23 protein-coding genes and 2 tRNA genes are annotated in these 21,655 nt (G+C 66.3%); 12 read left to right on the top strand and 13 right to left on the bottom strand.

Annotation, left to right across the window (positions count from 1 at the left end):
- Positions 1 to 38: 38 nt before the first annotated feature.
- Together FM104_RS00125 and FM104_RS00120 are read right to left on the bottom strand one after the other, a co-directional pair.
- A complete protein-coding gene (locus FM104_RS00125) occupies positions 39 to 1,769 on the bottom strand; it encodes a sensor histidine kinase (RefSeq protein WP_087129431.1) in 1,731 nt (576 codons plus the stop codon).
- A gap of 17 nt (positions 1,770 to 1,786) precedes the next feature.
- A complete protein-coding gene (locus FM104_RS00120; RefSeq protein ID WP_087129430.1) occupies positions 1,787 to 2,479 on the bottom strand; it encodes a response regulator transcription factor in 693 nt (230 codons plus the stop codon).
- A gap of 145 nt (positions 2,480 to 2,624) precedes the next feature.
- On the opposite strand from FM104_RS00120, the gene FM104_RS16390 reads away from it, so the two are divergent.
- Positions 2,625 to 2,780 (top strand): hypothetical protein, encoded by a 156-nt coding sequence (locus tag FM104_RS16390; protein ID WP_179206610.1) that lies wholly within the window; start codon positions 2,625 to 2,627, stop codon positions 2,778 to 2,780.
- Between the two features lie 12 nt (positions 2,781 to 2,792).
- On the opposite strand, the gene FM104_RS00115 is transcribed toward FM104_RS16390, so the two are convergent.
- The 3 genes from FM104_RS00115 to FM104_RS00105 are packed head-to-tail and all read right to left on the bottom strand — an operon-like array spanning position 2,793 to position 6,437.
- Entirely contained in the window at positions 2,793 to 4,436 is a 1,644-nt protein-coding gene (locus FM104_RS00115) for a DNA repair helicase XPB (protein WP_087129429.1), read from the bottom strand.
- A 31-nt stretch (positions 4,437 to 4,467) separates the two neighbouring features.
- Complete coding sequence (locus FM104_RS00110) at positions 4,468 to 6,153, bottom strand: helicase-associated domain-containing protein (protein ID WP_087129428.1); 1,686 nt, start codon at positions 6,151 to 6,153, stop codon at positions 4,468 to 4,470.
- Between the two features lie 5 nt (positions 6,154 to 6,158).
- Positions 6,159 to 6,437, bottom strand: coding sequence for a multidrug ABC transporter ATPase (locus FM104_RS00105; protein ID WP_087129555.1), 279 nt, complete (start codon positions 6,435 to 6,437; stop codon positions 6,159 to 6,161).
- Between the two features lie 101 nt (positions 6,438 to 6,538).
- Here FM104_RS00105 and FM104_RS00100 point away from each other — a divergent pair, with 101 nt between their 5' ends.
- Both FM104_RS00100 and FM104_RS00095 read left to right on the top strand, forming a co-directional pair.
- Positions 6,539 to 6,919 (top strand): cold-shock protein, encoded by a 381-nt coding sequence (locus FM104_RS00100; protein ID WP_087129427.1) that lies wholly within the window; start codon positions 6,539 to 6,541, stop codon positions 6,917 to 6,919.
- On the top strand, positions 6,903 to 7,457 hold the full coding sequence (locus FM104_RS00095) for a DUF3027 domain-containing protein (RefSeq protein ID WP_087129426.1): 555 nt from the start codon (positions 6,903 to 6,905) through the stop codon (positions 7,455 to 7,457). Before FM104_RS00100 ends, FM104_RS00095 begins: the two co-directional genes overlap by 17 nt.
- 32 nt (positions 7,458 to 7,489) lie before the next feature.
- Here the strand turns inward: FM104_RS00095 and serC are convergent, their stop codons facing one another.
- Positions 7,490 to 8,599 (bottom strand): phosphoserine transaminase, encoded by a 1,110-nt coding sequence (gene serC, locus FM104_RS00090; protein ID WP_087129425.1) that lies wholly within the window; start codon positions 8,597 to 8,599, stop codon positions 7,490 to 7,492.
- A 101-nt stretch (positions 8,600 to 8,700) separates the two neighbouring features.
- Between serC and FM104_RS00085 the strand changes: the two genes are divergently transcribed.
- The 3 genes from FM104_RS00085 (at position 8,701) to FM104_RS00075 (ending at position 11,306) form a co-directional block, all read left to right on the top strand.
- Positions 8,701 to 9,402, top strand: coding sequence for a metal-dependent transcriptional regulator (locus FM104_RS00085; protein WP_087129424.1), 702 nt, complete (start codon positions 8,701 to 8,703; stop codon positions 9,400 to 9,402).
- Between the two features lie 246 nt (positions 9,403 to 9,648).
- Positions 9,649 to 10,479: a M23 family metallopeptidase gene (locus FM104_RS00080; protein ID WP_256971429.1), complete on the top strand. Its 831-nt coding sequence runs from the start codon at positions 9,649 to 9,651 to the stop codon at positions 10,477 to 10,479.
- A gap of 326 nt (positions 10,480 to 10,805) precedes the next feature.
- Entirely contained in the window at positions 10,806 to 11,306 is a 501-nt protein-coding gene (locus tag FM104_RS00075) for an HNH endonuclease (RefSeq protein ID WP_087129423.1), read from the top strand.
- A gap of 15 nt (positions 11,307 to 11,321) precedes the next feature.
- On the opposite strand, the gene FM104_RS00070 is transcribed toward FM104_RS00075, so the two are convergent.
- The 4 genes from FM104_RS00070 to FM104_RS00055 form a co-directional block, all read right to left on the bottom strand.
- Positions 11,322 to 11,395, bottom strand: a tRNA-Arg gene (locus tag FM104_RS00070).
- A gap of 77 nt (positions 11,396 to 11,472) precedes the next feature.
- Positions 11,473 to 11,814 carry a histone-like nucleoid-structuring protein Lsr2 gene (locus tag FM104_RS00065; RefSeq protein WP_087129422.1) on the bottom strand — a complete coding sequence of 114 codons (342 nt, stop codon included), beginning with the start codon at positions 11,812 to 11,814 and terminating at the stop codon, positions 11,473 to 11,475.
- A gap of 143 nt (positions 11,815 to 11,957) precedes the next feature.
- Positions 11,958 to 12,779, bottom strand: a complete 822-nt coding sequence (locus FM104_RS00060; RefSeq protein WP_087129421.1) for a LuxR C-terminal-related transcriptional regulator — start codon at positions 12,777 to 12,779, stop codon at positions 11,958 to 11,960.
- A gap of 170 nt (positions 12,780 to 12,949) precedes the next feature.
- On the bottom strand, positions 12,950 to 13,471 hold the full coding sequence (locus tag FM104_RS00055; RefSeq protein WP_087129420.1) for a methylated-DNA--[protein]-cysteine S-methyltransferase: 522 nt from the start codon (positions 13,469 to 13,471) through the stop codon (positions 12,950 to 12,952).
- 238 nt (positions 13,472 to 13,709) lie between these two features.
- Here FM104_RS00055 and FM104_RS00050 point away from each other — a divergent pair, with 238 nt between their 5' ends.
- A complete protein-coding gene (locus FM104_RS00050) occupies positions 13,710 to 17,366 on the top strand; it encodes an ATP-binding protein (RefSeq protein WP_087129552.1) in 3,657 nt (1,218 codons plus the stop codon).
- Positions 17,359 to 17,538, top strand: coding sequence for a hypothetical protein (locus FM104_RS00045; protein ID WP_087129553.1), 180 nt, complete (start codon positions 17,359 to 17,361; stop codon positions 17,536 to 17,538). Before FM104_RS00050 ends, FM104_RS00045 begins: the two co-directional genes overlap by 8 nt.
- Before the next feature lie 82 nt (positions 17,539 to 17,620).
- On the opposite strand, the gene mscL is transcribed toward FM104_RS00045, so the two are convergent.
- Genes mscL through FM104_RS00030 form a run of 3 tightly spaced genes read right to left on the bottom strand, consistent with a single transcriptional unit; the run spans position 17,621 to position 18,940 of the window.
- Positions 17,621 to 18,028, bottom strand: a complete 408-nt coding sequence (gene mscL / locus FM104_RS00040; protein ID WP_087129419.1) for a large conductance mechanosensitive channel protein MscL — start codon at positions 18,026 to 18,028, stop codon at positions 17,621 to 17,623.
- Positions 18,029 to 18,054: 26 nt separating this feature from the next.
- A complete protein-coding gene (locus FM104_RS00035) occupies positions 18,055 to 18,327 on the bottom strand; it encodes an FmdB family zinc ribbon protein (protein ID WP_087129418.1) in 273 nt (90 codons plus the stop codon).
- A gap of 16 nt (positions 18,328 to 18,343) precedes the next feature.
- A complete protein-coding gene (locus FM104_RS00030; protein ID WP_087129417.1) occupies positions 18,344 to 18,940 on the bottom strand; it encodes a 5-formyltetrahydrofolate cyclo-ligase in 597 nt (198 codons plus the stop codon).
- Positions 18,941 to 19,013: 73 nt separating this feature from the next.
- Between FM104_RS00030 and galU the strand changes: the two genes are divergently transcribed.
- The 4 genes from galU to FM104_RS00010 all read left to right on the top strand — a co-directional run bounded on the left by galU (position 19,014) and on the right by FM104_RS00010 (position 21,573).
- A complete protein-coding gene (gene galU / locus FM104_RS00025) occupies positions 19,014 to 19,886 on the top strand; it encodes a UTP--glucose-1-phosphate uridylyltransferase GalU (RefSeq protein WP_256971446.1) in 873 nt (290 codons plus the stop codon).
- A 14-nt stretch (positions 19,887 to 19,900) separates the two neighbouring features.
- The gene (locus FM104_RS00020; RefSeq protein WP_179206609.1) at positions 19,901 to 20,536 is read left to right on the top strand and encodes a GNAT family N-acetyltransferase; all 636 of its coding nucleotides are present in this window, start codon (positions 19,901 to 19,903) and stop codon (positions 20,534 to 20,536) included.
- Between the two features lie 62 nt (positions 20,537 to 20,598).
- The gene (locus FM104_RS00015; protein WP_087129415.1) at positions 20,599 to 21,471 is read left to right on the top strand and encodes a hypothetical protein; all 873 of its coding nucleotides are present in this window, start codon (positions 20,599 to 20,601) and stop codon (positions 21,469 to 21,471) included.
- 26 nt (positions 21,472 to 21,497) lie between these two features.
- Positions 21,498 to 21,573, top strand: a tRNA-Ala gene (locus FM104_RS00010).
- Positions 21,574 to 21,655: the final 82 nt, after the last annotated feature.

Raw genomic sequence — 21,655 nt, 5'->3', positions numbered from 1 at the left:
AACTCTTCCCGACCGGAAGGTGTGCAGGGCGAGTGCTCTCAGATGTCCAGGCGGTCGATAGGCTGCGTCTCCTCGAGCAGATGCGCCGGCGTCGACCGGGCGGGGGCGAGCGGCAGCGAGACGGTGAACGTCGCGCCTCCTCCCGGCGTTTCATCGACGCGCACCGAGCCCTCGAGCGTCTCGACGATGGATGCCACGATCGCCAGTCCGAGCCCGGCGCCCCCGGTCTCGCGCGCCCGCGAGGTGTCGGCGCGCCAGAAGCGCTCGAAGATGTGCTCGCGGATCTGCGGGGGGATCCCCTCGCCATGATCGACGACCGCGATCGTGCCGACGCCGCGACGACGATCCACGCCGACGACGATCTCGATCGGTCCCTCTACGGGGGAGAAGCGGCGGGCATTGCCGAGGAGGTTCGTCACGACCTGACGCACTTTATTGTCTTCGCCGAGCACGATGGGGGGCGTGCGCACAGGAGCATCCGTCGCTTCGGTGAAGTCGATTGCGGGGATGCTCTCGGTCGATGTGCCGGGTCCGGTCGGCCGTGACCGCCGTCGCAGCCTCGCCAAGGCGCCAGTGCGCGCGCTGGCCGTCGGCGCGGCGGGTGGTTGCGGACGACGCGCCGTGGGGGGCTCTGCGTCGTCACCCAGTGCATCGGCGGTCGTGTCGATCACAGTGATCTTCCGGCCGGGCGAGGCGACGCGCACATCGAGCGCGGCGTCGCGCGCGATCGGACGCAGATCCAGTGGCGTGATCTGAAGTTGGCGTTCCCGCTCCTCATCCAGCCGGGCAAGTGCCAGGAGATCCTCGACGAGCACACCCATCCGGATGGCTTCCTTCTCGATGCGCTCCATGGCGCGCGCCGTGTCTTCCTCACCGTGGATGGCACCCATGCGGTAGAGCTCGGCATAACCGCGGACGCTGACGAGTGGGGTGCGCAGTTCGTGACTGGCGTCGCCGATGAAGCGGCGCATGTTGCGCACTGTGCGATCGCGTTGCGCCAGCGAACGATCGACCCTGTCGAGCATCGTGTTGATCGCCGTGTTGAGCCGCCCCACCTCAGTGGTCGGCTCGAGGTCGGTCAACCGCTGGCTGAAGTCGCCTGAGGCGATGGCCATGGCGGTGGACTCCACCTGACCGAGTCTGCGGAAGGTCAGCGTCACGAGCCCTCGGATCAGCAGAGCCGCCAGCAGAATCGTCACCAGAGCGACCGTCGTGTACACGGCGAAGTACGTGCCGACGATGCGATCCGCCTCGGCGAGCGGCAGAGCGACGACCTGAATATAGGTGAAGCCCTGCGCGCTTTCGGACGGCAGCACCGTCACTGCACCGTTGTAGCTCAGGCCCTCGGCCGTGGCCAGCGGCAGCACCTGGTCTTCTTTCGCCTTCGCCGCCTGCAGCGTGAATGTCGCGGGGAACACCGGGCGACGGTCGGCGGACTGCCCGCCCGCCTGAGCGATGGGCGAGCCGTCGGTGCTGTTGTAGAACGCGACGACGAAATCCGTTGCCCGGGGAGCATCGCTGGCCGGTTCGAAGACCAGCTGACCGTCGTTCGAGCTCACATCGAAGAACCGCTCCGCCTGACCCGTGCTGGCCAGCGCTGGCAGCTGCGCGTTGATGTTGTTGATCATCGCTCCGCGCAGGATGGGCACCGTGCCGATACCCGCGATCACCAAGCCCAGAGCGAGCACGGCGACAGTGACACCGGTGACCTTGGCGCGCAGGCTGATGCGCCGCCACCACAGGGTGACGGAGTCAGGTCCACTCGCCATGTTCGCCGTCTCGACGCTCAGGCGGTCTTGCCGACCTTGAGCATATAGCCGAAGCCGCGCTTGGTCTGGATCACGGATTCCTCGGTGTGCGGATCGATCTTGCGCCGCAGGTAGGAGATGTAGCTCTCCACGATCCCCGCGTCGCCGTTGAAGTCGTACTCCCAGACATGATCGAGGATCTGCGCCTTCGACAGCACACGGTTCGGGTTGAGCATCAGGTACTTCAGCAGTTTGAACTCGGTCGGGCTGAGTTCGATCGGTGCGCTGCCGACGAAGACGTCGTGGGTGTCCTGATCCATCGAAAGCTCGCCTGCGCGGATCAGCGACTCCTCGTCGGTCTGCATCGTCCGGCGCAGGATCGCCTGCGCCCGCGCGACGATCTCGTCGAGCGCGAACGGTTTGGTGACATAGTCATCGCCGCCAGCATTCAGCCCCTCGATCTTGTCCTGCGTGTCGTCCTTCGCCGTGAGGAAGAGGATCGGCGCGGTGAAACCGGCACCGCGCAGTCGCTTTGTCACGCTGAAGCCGTTCATGTCCGGCAGCATCACATCGAGGATGATCAGATCGGGTTCCTCTTCGAGAACCGCAGAGATGGTGGCCGCACCGTTTGCGACGGTCCTCACCTTGAAACCGGCGAAGCTGAGACCCCGGGAGAGCAGGTCGCGGATGTTCGGTTCGTCATCGACGACCAGGATTCGCGCATCAGTCATGTCCCCATTATGGTGACTTCCCCCTTGCAGCGGCTGATTGTCCTCGGAAATCCGGCATCTGAGCTGCGGGAGGTCGCCCTCCGGCGCTCTATGAAACGCTGTTTCCGACTCCCGATCACGTGTATATCGGCGTATCCTCGGCCGCATGAGCCAGCATGACCATACGCCAGACGATCAGGGCGGCGACCCTGCCTGCTGGCTCTCGCAGGTCTGTCCGGAATGCGGCGCGCTGCTCGACGATCTCGCTGCGCCGTGCTGGCGCTGCGGTCTGAAGCCTGACCAGCAGGCCGACTCCCGCTGAAAAGAGTGCGCGTTAGGCTGCCGACAGCTCGTCGGCGTCGAGGATCGTGTAGCTGTAGCCCTGTTCGGCCAGGAACCGCTGTCGGTTCTGCGCGTAGTCCTGGTCGATGGTGTCGCGCGCGATCAGCGTGTAGAAGCTGGCCGTGTGATTGGACTGCTTGGGGCGCAGCAGGCGCCCTAAGCGCTGCGCCTCTTCCTGTCGGGATCCGAATGATCCGGAGACCTGGATCGCGACGGATGCTTCGGGCAGATCGATCGAGAAGTTCGCCACCTTCGACACGACCAGCAGCGAGATCTCGCCCTCGCGGAACTGCCGGTAGAGCTCTTCGCGTTCATCGACCGGTGTAGCGCCGGTGATCTGCGGCGCGTTCAGCGCCTCGGACAGGGTCTCGAGCTGGTCGAGGTACTGTCCGATCACGAGGATGCGCTCGCCGACATGGTTCGCGATGAGCTCGCGCACCGCGGTGATCTTCGCGGGGGCGGATGCCGCAAGACGATACCGCTCATCGTCGGATGCTGCTGCGTATTCCATCCGATCGCCAGGTGGCAGGTCGACGCGCACTTCGTAGCAGGCGGCAGGCGAGATGAACCCCTGCGCCTCGATCTGCTTCCAGGGTGCATCGAAGCGCTTCGGACCGATCAGGCTGAACACGTCGCCCTCGCGGCCGTCCTCGCGGACGAGAGTCGCGGTCAGACCGATGCGACGACGCGCCTGCAGGTCGGCGGTCAGCTTGAACACCGGGGCGGGCAGCAGGTGCACCTCGTCATAGACGATGAGCCCCCAGTCCATCTCGTCGAGCAGCGACAGATGCGCGTACTCGCCCTTCCGCTTGGCCGTGAGGATCTGGTAGGTCGCGATCGTGACGGGCTTCACCTCTTTAGCCTGCCCGGAGTATTCGCCGATCTCGTCGGGAGTGAGCGAGGTGCGCTTGAGGAGTTCGTCGCGCCACTGCCGCGCCGACACCGTGTTGGTGACGAGGATCAGGGTCGTCGTGCGAGTCGCGGCCATGGCTGCCGCGCCGACGATCGTCTTGCCTGCCCCGCAGGGGAGCACGACGACGCCGGAGCCGTCTTTCGTGAACGCATCGACGGCCTCACGCTGGTAAGGGCGCATGTGCCAGCCGCTCTCATCGAGGTCGATCTCGTGCGGCGTGCCGGGGGTGTAGCCGGCCAGATCCTCGGCGGGCCAGCCGATCTTCAGCAGCTCCTGCTTGATCTGTCCGCGGGCCCAGGCATCGACCACGTAGCTCTCAGGCGTCGGATGGCCGATCAGCAGCGGCTGGATGCGCTTGTTGTTCGCCACCTGCGCGAGCACGGCGGGGTCGCTGGAGTGCAGAACCAGCGTGCCCTCGTCGTCGCGCTCGATGACCAGGCGTCCGTAGCGGTTCACCGTCTCGCGCAGATCGACGGCCACCGAAGGCGGCACCGGGAACCGGGACCAGCGCTCGAGCGTTTCGAGCATGTCGTCGGCGGTGTGCCCGGCGGCCCGCGCATTCCACAGCCCCAGGCGCGTGATGCGGTAGGTGTGGATGTGCTCGGGGGCGCGCTCGAGCTCGGCGAAGATCGCCAGTTCGTGGCGCGCGGATTCGGCATCGGCGTGCGCGACTTCCAGCAGCACCGTGCGGTCGCTCTGGACGATCAAAGGGCCATCTGACATAGCAGACCAGTCTAGCGGCCTCGCGAGCGGGTCAGCTCTCCAGCACGCGGACCGAGCGGATGCTGCGCACCGGCAGCGTGCGCTCGACATCGGCTGCCCGGTCTCGTCCGCGCAGCCGGCCGCCACCGATGCCAGAGGCCTCCAGCGTCATCTCCCGGCTGGTTCCATCGGGCATCGCCACCTCCACGAGCACGAGCGCGCGGGCGCGCACGGCCGCCTCGAGTTCACGGTCCAGCCAGGCAGCATCCGAATCCGGTCCCTGTTGAGCCCGCAGTCGCGCGATGAGTGGACCGTATGACACCGGCTCGACAGGCGCGCTGGGGGCAGCGCGTCGTCTGCTTGTCGCGACCATGACGCCGTCTCGGTCGACGAGGGTCGCCGGATAGCGAGCATCCGACAGTGCCCAGGCGACGGTCTCCGCACCCACCCGGGTGACCAGGTGCGCGCCGCTGCGAATGAGACCCATCGGTCGCAGGTTGCGGTCGACCTCGATGGCGTCGAGCAGGTGCAGATCGGTGCTGGAGACGACGGTGCCGTCGGTCTCATCCGGGCGAACGCGCACGAGTCCGTGGCGCGCAGCCGTCTGCGACACGAGGTATTCCAACGGCTGCGGCAGCCCCGTCAGTGAGACCTCGCTCAGGAACTGCACGATGCTGTGCGCTGTCTCGCCATCGGCCAGGGCGCGCGAGATGGAATCCGCGGTGAAGCGATATGACGATGCCTGAACCGCGGATTCATGCTCGGTCATCGAGCGCAGTCGGGTATCGAGCGCGGGCTGCAACGGACCCGGGGCGATCGCGGTGAGATCGTTCTGCAGGAACAGTCGGTCGACCTCGGTGGGCAGCAACGACTCCAGAGAAGAGGTGTCCACCTCGCCGCCGTTGCGCAGAACCGCCGTCCATTCCGGTTCCGTGCCATCGGCCGCCATCAGTCCCAGCCGGGTCGCCAGTTCTCGCCAGCGGACCGCGCGCGCAGGCCAGGAAGCGTCCCACGGATGCGCGCCCTCCCACTCCGATATGGGCACCCAGCCCGCTGCCGCGCGGACGCCGCGGGGCAGCGCATGGCGGAACGCGGCGACGGTATGCGACCAGCGCTCGGGGAACGACGATGCGAGCCAGTCGTCGGCAAGATCAGTGACGCGCAACTCGCGGTCGTGGGCACGCGCGAGACCGGCGATCTCCGCGAGTTCTCGCAGATCGTTCAGATCTCCGATATCGGTGAACCGACGCTTTTCGGTAGCGCTCAGCGCTCCTGTCGAAACGAGGACGAGCGGGGTCGTGCGAGCGGCCAGCACGAGGTCGGCGAGACTGCCGATCGTCGTGAACGCACGTTCGGCGGCACGAGCGGCAGAGGTTGCAGAAGCGGATGCGGCATCGGCACCGACCACGGGCGGAACATCGGGCTGAGCCATGACGAGCGCAGCGACCGGCGGTTGCACCTTTCCCTCGCCGTCGACGAGCGCAAGGGAAGCCAGCGCGCTCACCGCCGCAGCATCCGCCTTCCCCTGAGCGGCAGCACGCAGCAGCTGCGCCTCCGTGCGCGTCAACGCGACGAGCGCGCGCTCGATCGATCCGCTCTCGAGCAGTGCTTCCGCGGCGTCGAAGAAGTCATCCCAGTCGACGTCCGCGGGCACCGCGCGCAACCGCAGCAGCTCCTCGAGCTGCGCGTCGCTCGTCGCGGCCAGCCGATCAGCCAGCGGGCGCGCGTGGGTGCTCATCGGCGTCAGGACCGTGTGCCGCCCGCGCGGCCCTTTCGCACGAAGCTGATGATCAGCAGTGTGATGATCATGACGAACGCCAGGGGAAGTCCGAACAAGGGCAGAGCGGCGACGAACGGCCACACTCCACCGCCGAACGCGGCTTGGCTCATGCCGCTGGCGGTGCCGATGATGATCGCGAAGAAGCAGATGATGGATGCTGCCGCGAGAGTCAGCGCCGTGTAGGCCAGGACTCGATCGAATCGGCCGATCGGGGTTTCGGGACTGCTCGCGCGCTTGCTCATCATGTCTCAGCGTATCGTCTGCGCGCGCAGGCGAGACCGGTAGGCTGGAGGGGTCGCGCCACCGCGCGACGTTTCGGTTGTTCTACTCAGCGAGGTACTCCATGCCAACCGGCAAGGTCAGGTTCTACGACGACGAGAAGGGGTTCGGCTTCATCGCTTCCGATGACGGCCAGGACGTCTTCCTGCACGCCTCTGCCCTTCCCGCAGACGTCACGGTGAAGAAGAATTCACGCGTCGAGTTCGGGCTGGCCGACGGCCGCCGCGGCCCGCAGGCGCTGTCGGTTCGCGTGCTCGACGCGCCGCCGAGCCTTGCGAAGGCCACGCGCAAGAACGCTGATGACATGGCGATCATCGTCGAAGACCTCGTCCGGCTGCTCGACGACATGGGCGGCGAGCTGCGCCGGGGCCGATACCCGTCTTCGGGGCGCAGCCGCCAGGTTGCCGCCGTACTGCGCAAGGTTGCTGATGACATCGACGCCTGACGAACTAGCCTCGGCGACGCGGGAGCTCGCGCTCGCCGCGCTGTACGAGATCACCCCGGCCTCCACCGTGGGGCCGGCGGCGGGTCACTCTGGCGAGGAGAGCGGTGCCGTCTCGCTGCGCTTCGAGAACCGCCTCCCGGGGTACCCGGGCTGGTACTGGACAGTCACGGTTGCACAGGTCGAGGATTCCGAGCCCACTGTGCTCGAGGTCGAGCTGATGCCGGGCGACGGTGCGCTGCTTGCTCCCGATTGGGTGCCTTGGGCAGAGCGTCTCGCCGAGTATCGCGCGCACCAGGCCGAGCTCGCCGAGCAGGCCGCGGCCGCTGGCGAGTCGCCCGATGATGATTCCGACGACGACGAATCAGATGATGATTCCGACGACGATGACGATGACGATGATGACGACGATGACGGATCAGGGCGGCTGCATGCGGGCGACCTCGATGGCGTCGACATCGACGAGCTCGATGAATCGGACGTCGACAGCGACGAGTCCGACAACGACGAGTCCGACAACGACGAGTCCGACGACGAATAGCCGTCCCAGCGGGCGGCGGCCCGCCCTGGGGCTCAGCCCCGCTGGGTCAGGACGTAGTCGATCACGCGGATGAGCTGGCGCACATCGTCGGGCTCGATCGAGACGAAAGTCGCGATCCGCAACTGATTGCGGCCGAGCTTGCGGTACGGCTCGGTGTCCACGATCCCGTTGGCGCGCAGCGTCTTCGCGACCGCTGCCGCATCCACGCTGTCATCGAAGTCGATGGTCGCCACCACGGGAGAGCGCTGCGCAGCATCTGTCACGAAGGGAGTCGCCGCCTTCGATTTCTCGGCCCAGTCATAGAGCAGTCCGGAGGACTCGGTGGTGCGGGCACCCGCCCAGTTCAAGCCGCCGTTCGAGAGGATCCACTCCAGCTGGCTGTCGAGCAGATGCAGCGTCGACAGCGCGGGGGTGTTCAGCGTCTGGTTCAGCCGTGAGTTGTCGACGACGTTCTTCAGACTGAGGAACTCCGGAATGTAGCGTCCGGATGCGGCGATGCGCTCGATGCGCTCGATGGCGGCGGGGGAGACAGCCGCCAGCCACAATCCGCCATCCGAGCCGAGGTTCTTCTGCGGTGCGAAATAGTAGACGTCGGCCTGCGTCACGTCGAAGTCGATGCCTCCGGCGGCGCTGGTGGCATCGATGACGGTGAGCGCGCCGTCGGCGGCGATGCGCTGCACGGGAGCCGCTACACCCGTCGAGGTCTCGTTGTGCGGCCAGGCGTATACATCGACGCCGTCCGTGACCTCGGCGGTGCTCAGCGACCCGGGTTCGGCCTTTCGGACGTCGGGTGCCTCCAGCCACGGTGCGGCGGCGGCCTTGGCGAACTTGCCGCCGAACTCGCCGAACACGAGATTCTGGCTGCGATGCTCGATCAGACCGAATGCGGCCGCGTCCCAGAAGGCCGTCGAGCCGCCGTTGCCCAGCAGGATCTCGTAGCCGTCAGGGAGTCGAAAGAGGGTGGCGAGGCGCTCGCGCACGCTGCCGACGAGGTTCTTCACCGGGGGCTGGCGGTGCGACGTGCCGAGCAGGCTCGAGCCCGCCGCAGCGAGAGCCTCGATCTGCGCGGGGCGCACCTTGGACGGGCCGCAGCCGAATCGTCCGTCGACGGGCAGGAGTTCGCGGGGGATCTCGATCGCCATGGCTCGATTGTATGGGGAATGACTGCGTCCATCGCGCCGCATGTCCGACGGCGGCGCACGCCAGGAAGGTAGGCTTGCCTAAGAACCTCCGGAGGGCCCGCATGACTGATCTGATCGACACCACCGAGATGTACCTTCGCACGATCCTCGAGCTCGAAGAGGAGAACATCGTGCCGCTGCGTGCGCGGATCTCCGAGCGCCTCGGCCACTCCGGTCCCACTGTTTCGCAGACGGTAGGTCGCATGGAGCGCGATGGGCTGGTCGTCGTCTCAGAAGACCGCCGGCTGGAGCTCACCGACGCAGGGCGCCGCAAGGCGGTCGACGTGATGCGCAAGCACCGCCTCGCCGAGCGGCTGCTGTCGGATGTCATCGGCTTGGACTGGGCCTATGTGCATGAAGAGGCGTGCCGGTGGGAGCACGTGATGAGCGAGCAGGTCGAACGTCGGCTCGTCGAACTGCTCGGTCACCCGACCGAGTCGCCGTACGGCAACCCGATCCCCGGGCTCGACCAGCTCGGGGACATGCCTGCGCGCACGTTCGACGAAGGCGTGATCGGCCTGGTGAAGAAGCTGGATGCCGCGGGTGAGCCGATCCAGGGCACGGTGCGCCGCCTCGCCGAACCAGCTCAGGTCGATCCGGAACTGCTCGAGCAGCTGCGTGATGCGGGAGTCGTACCCGGCGCGCGAGGAAATTACAGCTACAGCGAGGGTTACGTGCTCATCGAGATGGACGGGCGTGACGAGGGTCTGGAGTTGCCGATCGAGCTCGCTTCGCACATCTTTCTGGTCGTAGAGAGTTCCTGATCAGCGATGATTTATCCGACGATCCGGCAGATTGCCAGGTTCTGAGGGTGACAGAATCGTTATCTTCCGGTAGCGTGATTTGAGTTGTCAGCGAGAAGCCCGTCGACAACGATCGTGAAGGTTGCCTCCCTGGCTCGTCGCCTTTACGTGTAGTTCGCACACTGTGCATGATTACGTGCCCGATTATCGATATTGCTGACGAGTCAGCGCTCGCCCGAGAGCGCGGAGGCGCAGGAGGAATACCTTTTGGCCGCAGAGATCGTCACGACCGACACCGTTGCAGACATCAAGAAGTCAACGCGACGCCGTGCCACCACCCGTTCCCGCTCCAGCGTGAAGCCCATGCGGACGGTTGCCATCTTCGCCGCAGTCGGCGCTCTTGTCGCCGCTGTCGCTCTTCCGGCCTATGCGGGCACGAAGGCCCCTGCTGCCCAGGCGGCGGCAACGCTGCAGCAGATGGCCGTCGACGATGCGCAATCGCTCGTCGTCGCGTCGCAGGCGACCACGACCCCGATGGAGCGCGGCAGCTACTCCGCGACCACTCCAGAAGAGATCGCGAAGAAGAAGGCAGAAGAAGCAGCCAAGGCCCGCGCTGCCGCCGCAGCGGCTGCGGCCCGGGTCGCCAGCAGCGGTGGCGGATCGGTCATCAGCGACGCAGATCTGCGCCTGATCTCGGCCGGCTCAGGCGAAGTCCGTTCGCCACTGCCCGGCGGCTCCTATTACGTCAGCCGCACGCTCGGCAACGGCCACAACGGCGCCGACATGGTCGCGCCCGCTGGCACACCCATCTTCGCCGCCACCAGCGGCGTGGTCCGCATCTCCTCCGAGAGCTACTACGGTTACGGCGTCGCCATCGTCATCGACTCGGTCGTGGGCGGTCAGCGTGTTTCCACCACGTACGCGCATATGATCCACGGAACGCGAGCGGTCAGCGCGGGGCAGACTGTTCAGGCGGGTCAGTTCATCGGCAAGGTCGGCAATACCGGCCGGTCTTATGGGGCTCACCTGCACTTCGAGGTCCAAATCAATGGATCCCTCGTCGAGCCGATCGGCTGGCTGCGAGCCAACGCGGGCTGAGTTCTCCCTCCAGCATCCGTTTGAACGCGATTCCCGCGTGTCAAACGGAGTTCCCCGCCTGCACAGGCGGATGAGCTAGCCTGTACGCGTCGTCGTACGGGCAGGAGAAGCCGATGGAACCGGTACCGAGCATCCGCACCATGGATGCGCTCGGACGAATGGTTCTCCGGCATTCCTCGCAAAACAGGCTCGGCATGGTCGAGCAGAATGGGCGCTGTCATCCGACAGCGCCTTTTTCGTTTCTGCGCTCTTCTGTTTCTTGTGCGACGTCGTGTGAGTCGACAGCTCCGGGAAGCCATCCCGGACGGATCGAGAGGATGACGACAATGCGCACACTCGTTCTGAATGCGGGATACGAACCGCTCACCGTGGTCTCGTTCAAAAGAGCCATGGTGCTCGTCATGAACGACAAGGCCAGCGTGATCGAACACGTCGAGGGTGATCCGGTGTGGGCCGGCCGCAGCGCCTACGAGCGCCCGGTCGTGATCATTCTGTCCCGATACGTTCGGATGCCGTCTTCGAGACGGCTTCCCGTCACCCGACGTGGCGTGCTGCGTCGTGACGCCCATCGCTGCGCGTACTGCGGCAAGGCGGCGGCGACGATCGACCACGTGCTGCCGCGCTCCCGTGGGGGCGGTTACAGTTGGGAGAACCTCGTCGCCTGCTGCCTGAGATGCAACAACATCAAAAGCGACCGCACACCGCAGGAGATGGGGTGGATGCTGCAGAACGCGCCGCTGCCACCGCGTGGCGCCCCCTGGATCGTGCGTGGCGCTGAGCGCGGACGAGACCCGCGGTGGGAGCCGTATCTGGCCTTGGCGGCATAGGCCGAGTCACGATCGTGCCCCCGACAGGATTCGAACCTGCGACCTGCCCTTTAGGAGAGGGCCGCTCTATCCGGCTGAGCTACGAAGGCGCCAGACAAGTCTAGTGGCGCTCCAAACACTTGTCGGTCGACGCCCATGGGGCCTCGACCGACAAGTGATGGAGAGGTCAGTGCGCTGCGCGGTACGCCTCAACGATCTCTGCGGGGATCCTGCCCCGCTCCGAGACCTTCATTCCGGACTGCTTCGCCCATGCGCGAATTGCGCTGGTGTCGGAATTGCCGGGCGTGCGACGACGTGCGGCGGCTGAGCTGCCGCTTGTCGCGGTTGCCCGACGTCCCGCGGATATATAGGGAGCGAGCGCCTCACGCAGCTCACTTGCGTGAGCACTCGTCAGGTCGATCTCATAAGCGGCGCCGTTCAACGAGAAATGAATTGTCTCGCCCTCGCCACTCTCTAGAAGCGTGCCATCGATATCATCAACGAGCTGGTGCACAATTTTTCTGGCCATGCGCCCACGATATTCGTGAATTGCGGCATTCGCAATAACGGCTCATTCAAACCGAATGAATGGGAAGAATGGTTGCAATATATCGAGCGATATTCTCTGATTCAGGCAACCTCAAATCATCTGTTCGTGATATCGGTTCGCCATCACGGGAGCAGGCCCGCGCGGCGTGCCCGTGCAACGGCGGCATGTCGCGTAGAGGCATCGAGCTTCGCCATCGCGGTACTGAGATATGCCTTGATGGTGCCCTCGCGGAGCCCGAGCCGCACGGCGATTTCTGCGTTCGTGGAACCTATCGCGGCGCACGCCAATACGTCGACCTCGCGGGGTGAGAGTCGGATGCCGGGGTCTGATGGCGCCTTTGCCTCAGCCGCTGTCAGTCCGAGCAGTCGTCGCTGCACCACCGCGATGCGCTCGCACAGGTCTTCATCGGTGATCTCGGCGGCGATGCTGCGCAACTCGGCGAAGCTCTCACGGAGGTCTTCGCGCTGCGGTGCATCGAACGACGGCGGCGGTGCGACGGCTTCCACCCGCCGGGCGACCTCGTCACGGATGCGGAGTTCCGTGCCGAGACGCTGGGCGATGCTCATCGCCGGCGCCGTCGTCACCCCGCCGACCTGAGACTCCTCCCACGAGCCGGCGTACAGCACGCCTCGCGGGTGGCCCTCCACGACGATCGGCAGTGCCAGAAGTGTGCGCAGCCCTTCACCGAGCACGAACATGTCGTAATCGTGCGTGATCTGCTGCGAGGTCCGATAGTTGTTCGTCATGCGGGGGCGCAGCTCCGTCATGGCGCGTCCGCCGAGGCCGCGCTCCGGGTGGACGCGCAGTCCCTCGAGGCTGGGAGTTCGATTTCCGAAGATGCTGGTCACGGTGACGACGCCGTCTTCGATGAGGCCGCCGAAAGCCACCGGAAAGCGAGTGCGCTGCGCCAGTTCGCGCACGCCTTCGGCGACGAGCTGCTCCATGGGCTCTATCGGAGTGCGCGCATTCACCGACCGTCGAGTTGTGCGAGGTGACGCCACCGCGGGCCCCTTTCGTAGCGTCGACTTTATCACCGCGGCCGTGGGCACAGCCCAACGAAGAGAATCGCATGCAGCGGACCTCGGCGGCCTACTCGCCGAGGTCCGCTCGTTCTCTACTGCGCCGTTCCACGCTCGAGGTCGAGCAGAAAGCGTTTGCGCTCGGGATGCGCGCCGTAGTGACCGGGTGTGCCGTCCGAACGAATGACGCGGTGCACCGGAACGACGATCGAAAAGGGAGTCACACGGCATGCCGACCCCACCGCTCGCGCAGCACCGGGGCTTCCGGCAATGACTGCCACTTCGCCGTAGCTCATCGTCTCTCCCCAGGGGATATCGCATACGGCCTGCAGTGCATCTCGAGAGAAGCCCTCGATGAGCCGCCAATCGAAGCGGATGCGCTCATCGAAGCGGATCGGCGCACCGTCGAAGTAGTCGGCCAGCAGATGCGCGAGCTCGTCCGCAGCGCCAGCCGCGTATTCGGGGGCCGCACCGAGGCGGCGGGTGAAGTTCTCCAACAGCCACGGCACGCTCGGATCCGCGGCCTCGGAGAGGTCGAGACCGACGATGCCAGCATCCGAGAACACCGCGAGTGCATCACCGAACGGTGTCGGGGCGAAGTCATATCGAAAGCTCATGCCCCTATCCTGCTGCCGTATCCGCGGACGCGGCTCCGGAAACCCGGCATCCGGGGACAACTCTTGCTGGAGGGACATCTGTGCAGGGGGGAACGGCTCCGGCCTTGCCTCCGAGGCGGCATCAGAGAATACGCGCAGATCGGCCCGGGATACCGCTGCCCGCGCGTGGCGCGCCTAGGGTTGATATGTGTGGCGACGAGAGGCGAAGGACGCGGAGGATGCGGGAGATGATGCCGCGATGATCCTCGGCGACCTGAGCGACTCATCCACCGGGGTCGACATCGCCCACGCGGCAGAGGCGCGCCGCACAGAACTGCGGGCAGAAGCAGCCGATCTCGGCGGCGCATCGCCGCTGATCACCTTCGAAGATGCACCCGATGCGAGCATCGACATCTCCAAGGCGCACCCGGGCAGCCTGCCGCAGTTCATCACCGGCCGCTCCACGCTGCTGTCGAACCTCTTCCGCGATGAAGTGGGGCTGCGCACGGCGCGGCTGGCTGCCGAGCGGATCACCGCACGCAGTACCGAGCTGCGCACCGTGCGCGGCATCGACGCCGTGCATCTCGCCGTCGGCATCGCCCGGTGGCGAGTTGGGGGAGCGGACTTCGCCGCTCCGGTGCTGCTTCGCCCACTGGCGATCCGGCGCCACCACGCTGACTTCGAGCTCAGGCTTCAAGGCGCATTCGAGGTGAATCCCGAACTCGTGCGCGTCGCCCACGACCACTTCGGGCTCAGTCTCGACCCCGCCCGTTTGTCGGCCCTCGCGTATGACGGCGGGGTATTCAAGCCGCAACCCGTCATCGACCAGCTGCGCGCCCTCACCAGCTCGATCGACACATTCGCCGTGCATCCGCGTCTGGTCGTCTCGACGTTCGCAGATGTTGCCGCGGCGATGGTGCGCGACATGGTGAACCTCGACCACCCCGTGCTCAACGCGCTCGCCGGTCATTCCAGCGACCGCGAACTGGTCTCGGCCCGTCGTCCGGCTCCGACGATCGTCAGCCCGGATGACCGCGCCCCGGCATCCGAGCGACTGCTGCTGGATGCCGACAACGAGCAGGAGGAAGTGCTCGCGCGCATCGATGCCGGACATTCGTTCGTCGTTTCGACGCTGCCGGGAACCGGCGGAACCCAGACGGTGATCAACGCTCTCGGGGCATTCGTGCGTGCGGGCAAACGCGTGCTCGTGGTATCCGCCCGCCGATCGACCCTCGAAGGCGTCCGGCACCGCCTCGCCGGAATCGGTCTGGACGGACTCGCTGTTTCTCCGCCCACGGTCCGTCGCGACCTCATCCGGGCGATCGGCCGGAGTGAGAAGGCCACGCAGCCCAAGGCGACCGAGGTCGACGAGGCGCTGGTGCGCCTGCGTGCCGTGCTGCGCGACTATCGAAAGGCTCTCGCTGAGCCGGTGGGTCGCACCGGGGCATCCGTTCTGCAGGCAACGCGACAGCTGACCCGACTCGCGTCGCTGTCGGTTCCGCCCTCGACCGGCGCACGGCTGCCGATGACGACGCTCGAAGCGCTGGCGGGAGACCGCACGGACGCTGCTCGGGCGCTCACCCGCGCGGCGAAACTGGGAGAATTCCGCTTCGGCCCCGACGATTCGCCCTGGTACGGGGTCAGCTTCGACAGCACCGAGGCAGCCCAGAGTGCGCACGCGCTCGCGGGAGAACTGCACGGAACTGCGGTTCCTGCGCTGCTGGAGCGCGGCTACGAGCTGATCGCACAGACCAGCATGCGTCCGTTCTCCACCATCGATGAGCTCGGCGACTATCTGCAGCTGCTGCAGGGGATGCGCGACTCGCTCGACCGCTTCAGCCCCACCGTTTTCCAGCGTCCGCTCGGCGAACTGATTCAGGCTCACGGCTCTCGCCGTGATGCCCCGGGCATGTCATCGGCGAACCGACGGCGCCTCAAGCGCCTGGCGAAAGAGTATGTTCGCCCGGGTGCACACGTCTCCGAGATGCACGAAGCGCTGCTGCGCATCCAGCAGCAGCGCACCCAGTGGCAGCGGTACGTCGATGCCGGGGTCGCCCCGCAGGTGCCGCTGGGAATGGCGGACGTGCACGTCGCCTGGCAGCGTGTGACTGCTGATCTGGGAGCCCTCGACGTCGCGCTCGGTCGCAAGGAGCCGCTGTCCTCCCTTCCGGTGGCGCGCCTGGTGCGCACGCTCTCCGGACTCGCTGCTCGCTCTGCCGTGTTCGAGAACCTCGTCGAGCGCACCGAGATCCGCGATGCGCTGTCCGGGCTCGGCCTCCGACCACTGCTGGCCGATCTGTCGGTCCGCCATGTTCCTGAGGAACGCGTATCGGATGAGCTGGAGTTCTGCTGGTGGCAGTCGCTGCTCGAGCGCGCACTGCAGGACGACCGCTCGCTGCTCGGCGCGAACACCGCCGTCGTCGATCGCCTCGAACGCGATTACCGTCTTGTGGACGAAGCGCACACGGCGATGGCTGGTCCGCTGCTCGCCTGGAACCTCGCCAACCAGTGGCGCATCGCCATCGTCGACGAGCCGGATCAGGCCGCGCACCTGCGTCGTGCGCTGAAGCAGGCCGAGACGACCACTGCCGAGATCATCTCGGCAGCACCGGATCTGACCCGTGTGCTCGCCCCGGTCTGGATCGCGTCGCCTTACGAGGTGCCCGAGATCCCGGATTCCGTCGAGTTCGACGCGGTGCTCCTCGTGGATGCCGCCGCGGTGAACCTCGCTGAGACAGCGCCGGCCATTCGCCGCGCCCGCCAGATCGTCGCCTTCGGCGACCCGGTCACTCAGAAGCCCACGCCGTTCACTGTGGCGACCCTGCCGGATGCGGAATGGGAACCAGAGGTCGCGTTCGACGAGGTCTCCGTGTTCGAACGACTCGCTGATCTGCTTCCGGTGATGACGCTGACCCGCAGCTACCGCGCCGGGGGCGAAGATCTCGCCGAGCTGATCAACGACGCCTTCTACGGCGGAGAGATCGTCTCACTGCCGTGGGCCGGCTCCTATCTCGGTCGAGGCAGCCTCACCGTCGACTACGTCGAACGCGGTGTGGGCGCACCCGACCCCGAATCGGGGGCTGTCGAGAGTCCGGATGCCGAGGTCGCGCGCGTGGTCACGCTCGTGGTGGAGCATGCGATCAACAGGCCCGCCGAGTCGCTCATGGTCGTCACCGCCAGCAGGCGCCACGCCGAGCGCGTGCGCGCGGCCGTAGCATCCGCCTTCGCCGGCCGCTCCGATGTCGCGGACTTCATCGGCCGCGACACCGCCGAGCCGTTCGCGGTGCTGACGCTGGAGGAGTCGGTCGCCGAGAGCCGCGACCGGGTCATCTTCTCGCTGGGCTTCGGTCTCACCAAACACGGCCGCGTGCTCAGCGACTTCGGCGACCTGTCGCAGGAAGACGGCGAGCGGCTGCTGACGGTCGGCATGACGCGCGCGCGCAGGTCGATGGTGATCGTCTCCTGCATCCGTCCGTCTGCGTTCGACGAGGGCCGTCTCGAGCACGGCGCCTCCACGCTGATGTCGATTCTCGGCGGACTCGCCGCTCGCGCACGCGATGCACGGCTCGAAGACCTTGCCGACCCGCTCACCCTCGCTCTCGCGCGGGAGCTGCGGCGCCTGGGCGCGTCGGTCGACGTCGACTACCGCGGATTGCTGCCGCTGGTCGCGCAGCACGGCGGCCGGGCCGTCGTCATCGAATCGGATCCGGAATCGCACGGCGAATCGCTGCGGGAGACGCTGCGCTTGCGACCCCAGGTGCTGCGCCGTCTCGGCTGGCACTATGTGCGCGTGCACGCCTTCGACCTCTACAGTGATCCGGCCACCGTGGCCCGCCGGATCGCGACCGTGCTCGGCATCGAAGAAGACGCCGTGCGTGCCGAGCATGACACCCAGCCGCTCGATCTCGATGACTGACGAGCGCCAGCATGTCGTGCGCGTCGCCGGTGCGCGACGGGCGCAGCTGACCCCGATGCCCGGCACCACCCCAGTGCCCGACCGGCGCGCGGATGAACCGCCGAACGCACCGTCTAGCGAGTCAGGACCCAACGACGATCGGATGCTGCGCGAGGTGCCGCCGCACTATTGAGCCGGAGCCGTCCTGAGACGGGCGGGAGCACGAAAGAACGCCCCGACCCGAAGGGCAGGGCGTTCTCTTCAAGAAGAGTGATTCAGCTGAGGGCGTTCTTGCGCAGCTGGTCGCGGATCTCGATGAGCAGTTCCTGCTCGGTCGGCAGGGTGGCTTCTTCGACGGCCGGGTTCTTGGCGGCCTGGCGCTCCTTGAACTTGTTCATCGGAACGACGAAGACGAAATAGACCACCAGCGCGACCGCAATGAAGCTGATGATCGCAGAGATCAGCTCGCCGAGCGGGAAGGTCACGTCCTGCCCGTAGATGCCGGTGATCGTCGGACCAAACTTTCCGGCCTTGTCAGCTTCGAAGAAGAGTGCGACGAGCGGGGTGATGATGCTGGAGACGACGGCGTTGACGATGGCAGTGAACGCGCCGCCGATCACGACCGCGACCGCGAGGTCGATCACATTGCCCTGCGCGATGAATTCTTTGAATCCCTTGAACATGGAAACCCCTTGTTTCGTGTGCGGACTCAGGATGAGGCCGGGGTCTTCGCGGGCGCCGGTGTGGAACTCGCTGAAGCATCCGTTTTCGATGATGCCGGATCCTTCTTCTGACCACCAGCATTCGCACGCGAGTCGTTTCGATAGAAACCGGAACCGTTGAAGGTCACCCCGACGGTTCCGTATTGTTTGCGCAGCGGGCCGCTGCATTCCGGGCACACCGTCAGCGAGTCTTCGGAGAAGCTCTGCACGATATCGAAGCGATGGTCGCACGTCGTGCAGGCATAGGCATAAGTGGGCATGGGGAGGGCTCCCTGGTCAGTTCCGTGCGGACGAGAGCGTGATGGTCTGCGTCGGAGTGATGACGCCGTCCACTGGCTGGTCGTGCAGCTCGCGCGGCAGTGAATCGAGTACTTCCGAATCATAGATGACCGCGTAGACCGGAGGACATTTCTCCATCGAACCGATGGTCTTGTCGAAGTAGCCGCGGCCCCAGCCCAGCCGTGTTCCGGAGCTGTCGATGGCGGCGGCCGGGATGATCATGAGGTCGACGTCGTTGACGGCGATCGGACCGAGAACCTCGGTGGTCGGCTCGGGCAGGCCGAACAGTCCCTCTGCGACGTCGTCGACATCGTCGGCGACCGCCCAGTCCAGCAGCCCGTCGGCGCGGGTGATCGGCAGGAGCACTCGGACGCCGCGGGCGATCGCTCCACGCAGGAAAACCCGCGTATCCGGTTCGGTGGTCGTGGAGAGAAAACAGGAAACGGACTGCGCATTGTGTGCCGCGACCAGCGCATCGAGCTGTTCTGCGATACCGGATGCTGCGTCATCGCGCTGCGGCTCGGAGAGGAGCTGCCTGCGCTCGCGAAGTTCGGCGCGCAGCGCACGCTTCTGCTGTTCGGCTTCGCTTCGCATTCTTCGATCATAGGTTGCGTTCTCGTGGACCGGACGGGGCGCGGCGCGCCGCTATGCTTGCGGCATGAAGAAGATGAAGGCGGTCATCCCGGCAGCCGGCCTGGGGACACGATTCCTGCCGGCGACCAAGGCGATGCCGAAGGAAATGCTCCCTGTCGTCGACAAGCCCGCGATCCAGTACGTGGTTGAAGAGGCTGTCGGAGCCGGCATCGACGACATCCTCGTCATCATCGGACGCAACAAGAATGCGATCTCCGACCACTTCGACTCCGTGCCGGAGCTTGAGGTCAGGCTGCAGCAGAAGGGCGACCATGGTCGCCTGGAGCGCGTGATGAAGTCGAGTGACCTCGCTGACATCCACTTCGTCCGCCAGGGCGAACCGAAGGGCCTCGGACACGCAGTGCTGCGCGCCCGCACCCACGTCGGCGACAGCGCCTTCGCGGTGCTGCTCGGAGATGATCTGATCGACGAGCGCGAGACTCTGCTCACCGACATGATCGACGCGCACGAGAAGACCGGCGCCGCCGTGATCGCCCTCATGGAGGTCGACCCGGCACAGATCCAGATGTATGGCGCGGCCGCGGTGGAGACGACCGATGACGCGGGCATCGTGAAGGTGACGGGCCTTGTGGAGAAGCCTGCCCCGGAGGATGCCCCGTCGAATCTCGCGGTGATCGGCCGGTACGTCCTGCCATCGAGCATCTTCGAGATCCTCGAGCGCACGGAACCCGGCAAGGGCGGCGAGATCCAGCTGACGGATGCGCTGCAGGAGATGGCTGCCGATGAGAACGGGCCCGGCGTCGTCGGCGTCATCTTCGGCGGTCGCCGCTATGACACCGGTGATCGGGTCGACTACATCAAGGCGATCGTCCAGCTCGCGGTCGACCGCGACGATCTCGGCACGGACCTGCGTCCGTGGCTGAAAGACTTCGCCGAGCGCCTCTAGGCGCGGGAGCAGACATGCAGCTCGACGCCCCGGCCCCGCTGCAGTACGGGCCGATCTCGGTGCGCCTCGCGCGCACCCGGGATGCGCGGACGCTGCAGAGAGAGCTGCTTTTGAATCGCAGCTGGCTGCAGCAGTGGGAGGCGACGATTCCCGGCGGCACGGCGTCGTTCGACATGCGCGTGAGCATCCGCCGGCTGCTGCAGCAGTATCGTGACGGCGGCGGCTATCCCTTCATCATGGAGTACGACGGCGAGATCGCCGGGCAGCTCAACATCTGGGGAGTGGCCCGCGGTTCGCTCAGCTCGGCGACGATCGGCTACTGGGTGAGCGAGCGGTTCGCCGGAAAGGCGATCACCCCGACGGCAGTCGCGATGGCGACCGACGCCAGCTTCGAGCAGTTCGGTCTGCACCGCATGGAGATCTGCATCCGGCCGGAGAACCACGCCAGCCTGCGGGTCGTGCAGAAGCTCGGCTTCCGATACGAGGGCCTGCGGCGCCGCTACATCCACATCGACGGGGATTGGCGAGACCATTACGCGTTCGCGCTCACGCGCGAGGACGTTCCCCGGGGTGTACTGCTGCGCTGGCTGCATGGCGCTGCGCCCGAGAGCGCAGCGGCGATTCCGCCCTCGGACCTGCTGCACGGCTGAATCTCAGCGCGACACGCGCCGGATGTTTCGAATGGCGTGTTCTTCTCGCTTACCGTGGACTTATGAATGGGCCGGTGCTGAGCGGGGGCGTGATCGTCGTCGTCGCCGTGCTGCTCTGGGCGCTGTACTTTCTGCCCAGCTGGCGCGGCCGCCATCAGTACTATTCGGCCGAGCGCAATGCGGTTCGTCTGAACCAGGCACTGCGGGTACTCGCAGAGACCAGTGAGACGCCCGAAGAGGTGCGACTGGAGCTGACCGCTCGGCATGCGCTCGCACAGCAGCGTCTGGCGAAGCGCATGCAGGCCGAGAAGGAGAACGTCGAGCTTGAGCAGCTGCGGCAGGAGCTCGCGGCGACGCGCTTGGATCCGGTGGTGCGCCAGGCGCGAGCGCGCCGAAGGGTGCGCTTCACCGCGAGTTCGGCATTCATCCTGGCGATCGGCATGCTGGGGCTGGGCACGTGGCAGCTCATCGCCGTCGGCGGGTGGATGCTGATCGCAGCCGGTGCTCTGCTTGCTATCGCCGGCATCACCGTCTTGACGCGAATGGCCCACGTCGCGCAGCACAGCGTGCGACGTGCTGCTCGTAAGGTCGCGACACCGACAACCGCGCGGGTCTCTCCGCCGCTGCACGATCAGGGCCGGGCGCCGTGGACCCCTCGTTCGCTCCCGCAGCCGATGGTCACGGTCTCCGGTTCGCGCGCGCAGGCCGCGCAGGCAGAGATCGATGCCCAGGGCGAGCGGCGCCGGGCAGCGCAACTCGCAGAACTGCGACGCCGCGCGGAAGAACTCGCGCCACCTGCGCCCACCGTGCTTCCGGCGCGCCCCGCAGCTGCAGCATCCGAGGCGGAATCTCCCTATGCGCGCATGGGCATCGTCGACGACGCCGAGATCGAATCTCACGTGCGAGAGCTGCTCGCACGTCGAGCAGTGGGCTGAGCGCGTGATAATCTAGCTGAGTTCACGGGCCCATGGCGCAGTTGGTAGCGCGCTTCGTTCGCAATGAAGAGGTCGGGGGTTCGAATCCCCCTGGGTCCACCAATGTCCTGAGTCGCGACATAGTTTACGAACTTGTCGCGGCTCAGGGCTTTTTTGTTGTCTGATGTGTTGACGGCTGACGGGG

Origin of the sequence: Microbacterium esteraromaticum (genome assembly GCF_900163815.1) — a bacterium.
In the GTDB taxonomy this organism is placed as follows: Bacteria; Actinomycetota; Actinomycetes; order Actinomycetales; family Microbacteriaceae; genus Microbacterium; species Microbacterium esteraromaticum_B.
The sequence above is the reverse complement of the archived record's forward strand: the minus strand, read 5'-3'. Positions and strand labels throughout refer to the sequence as shown.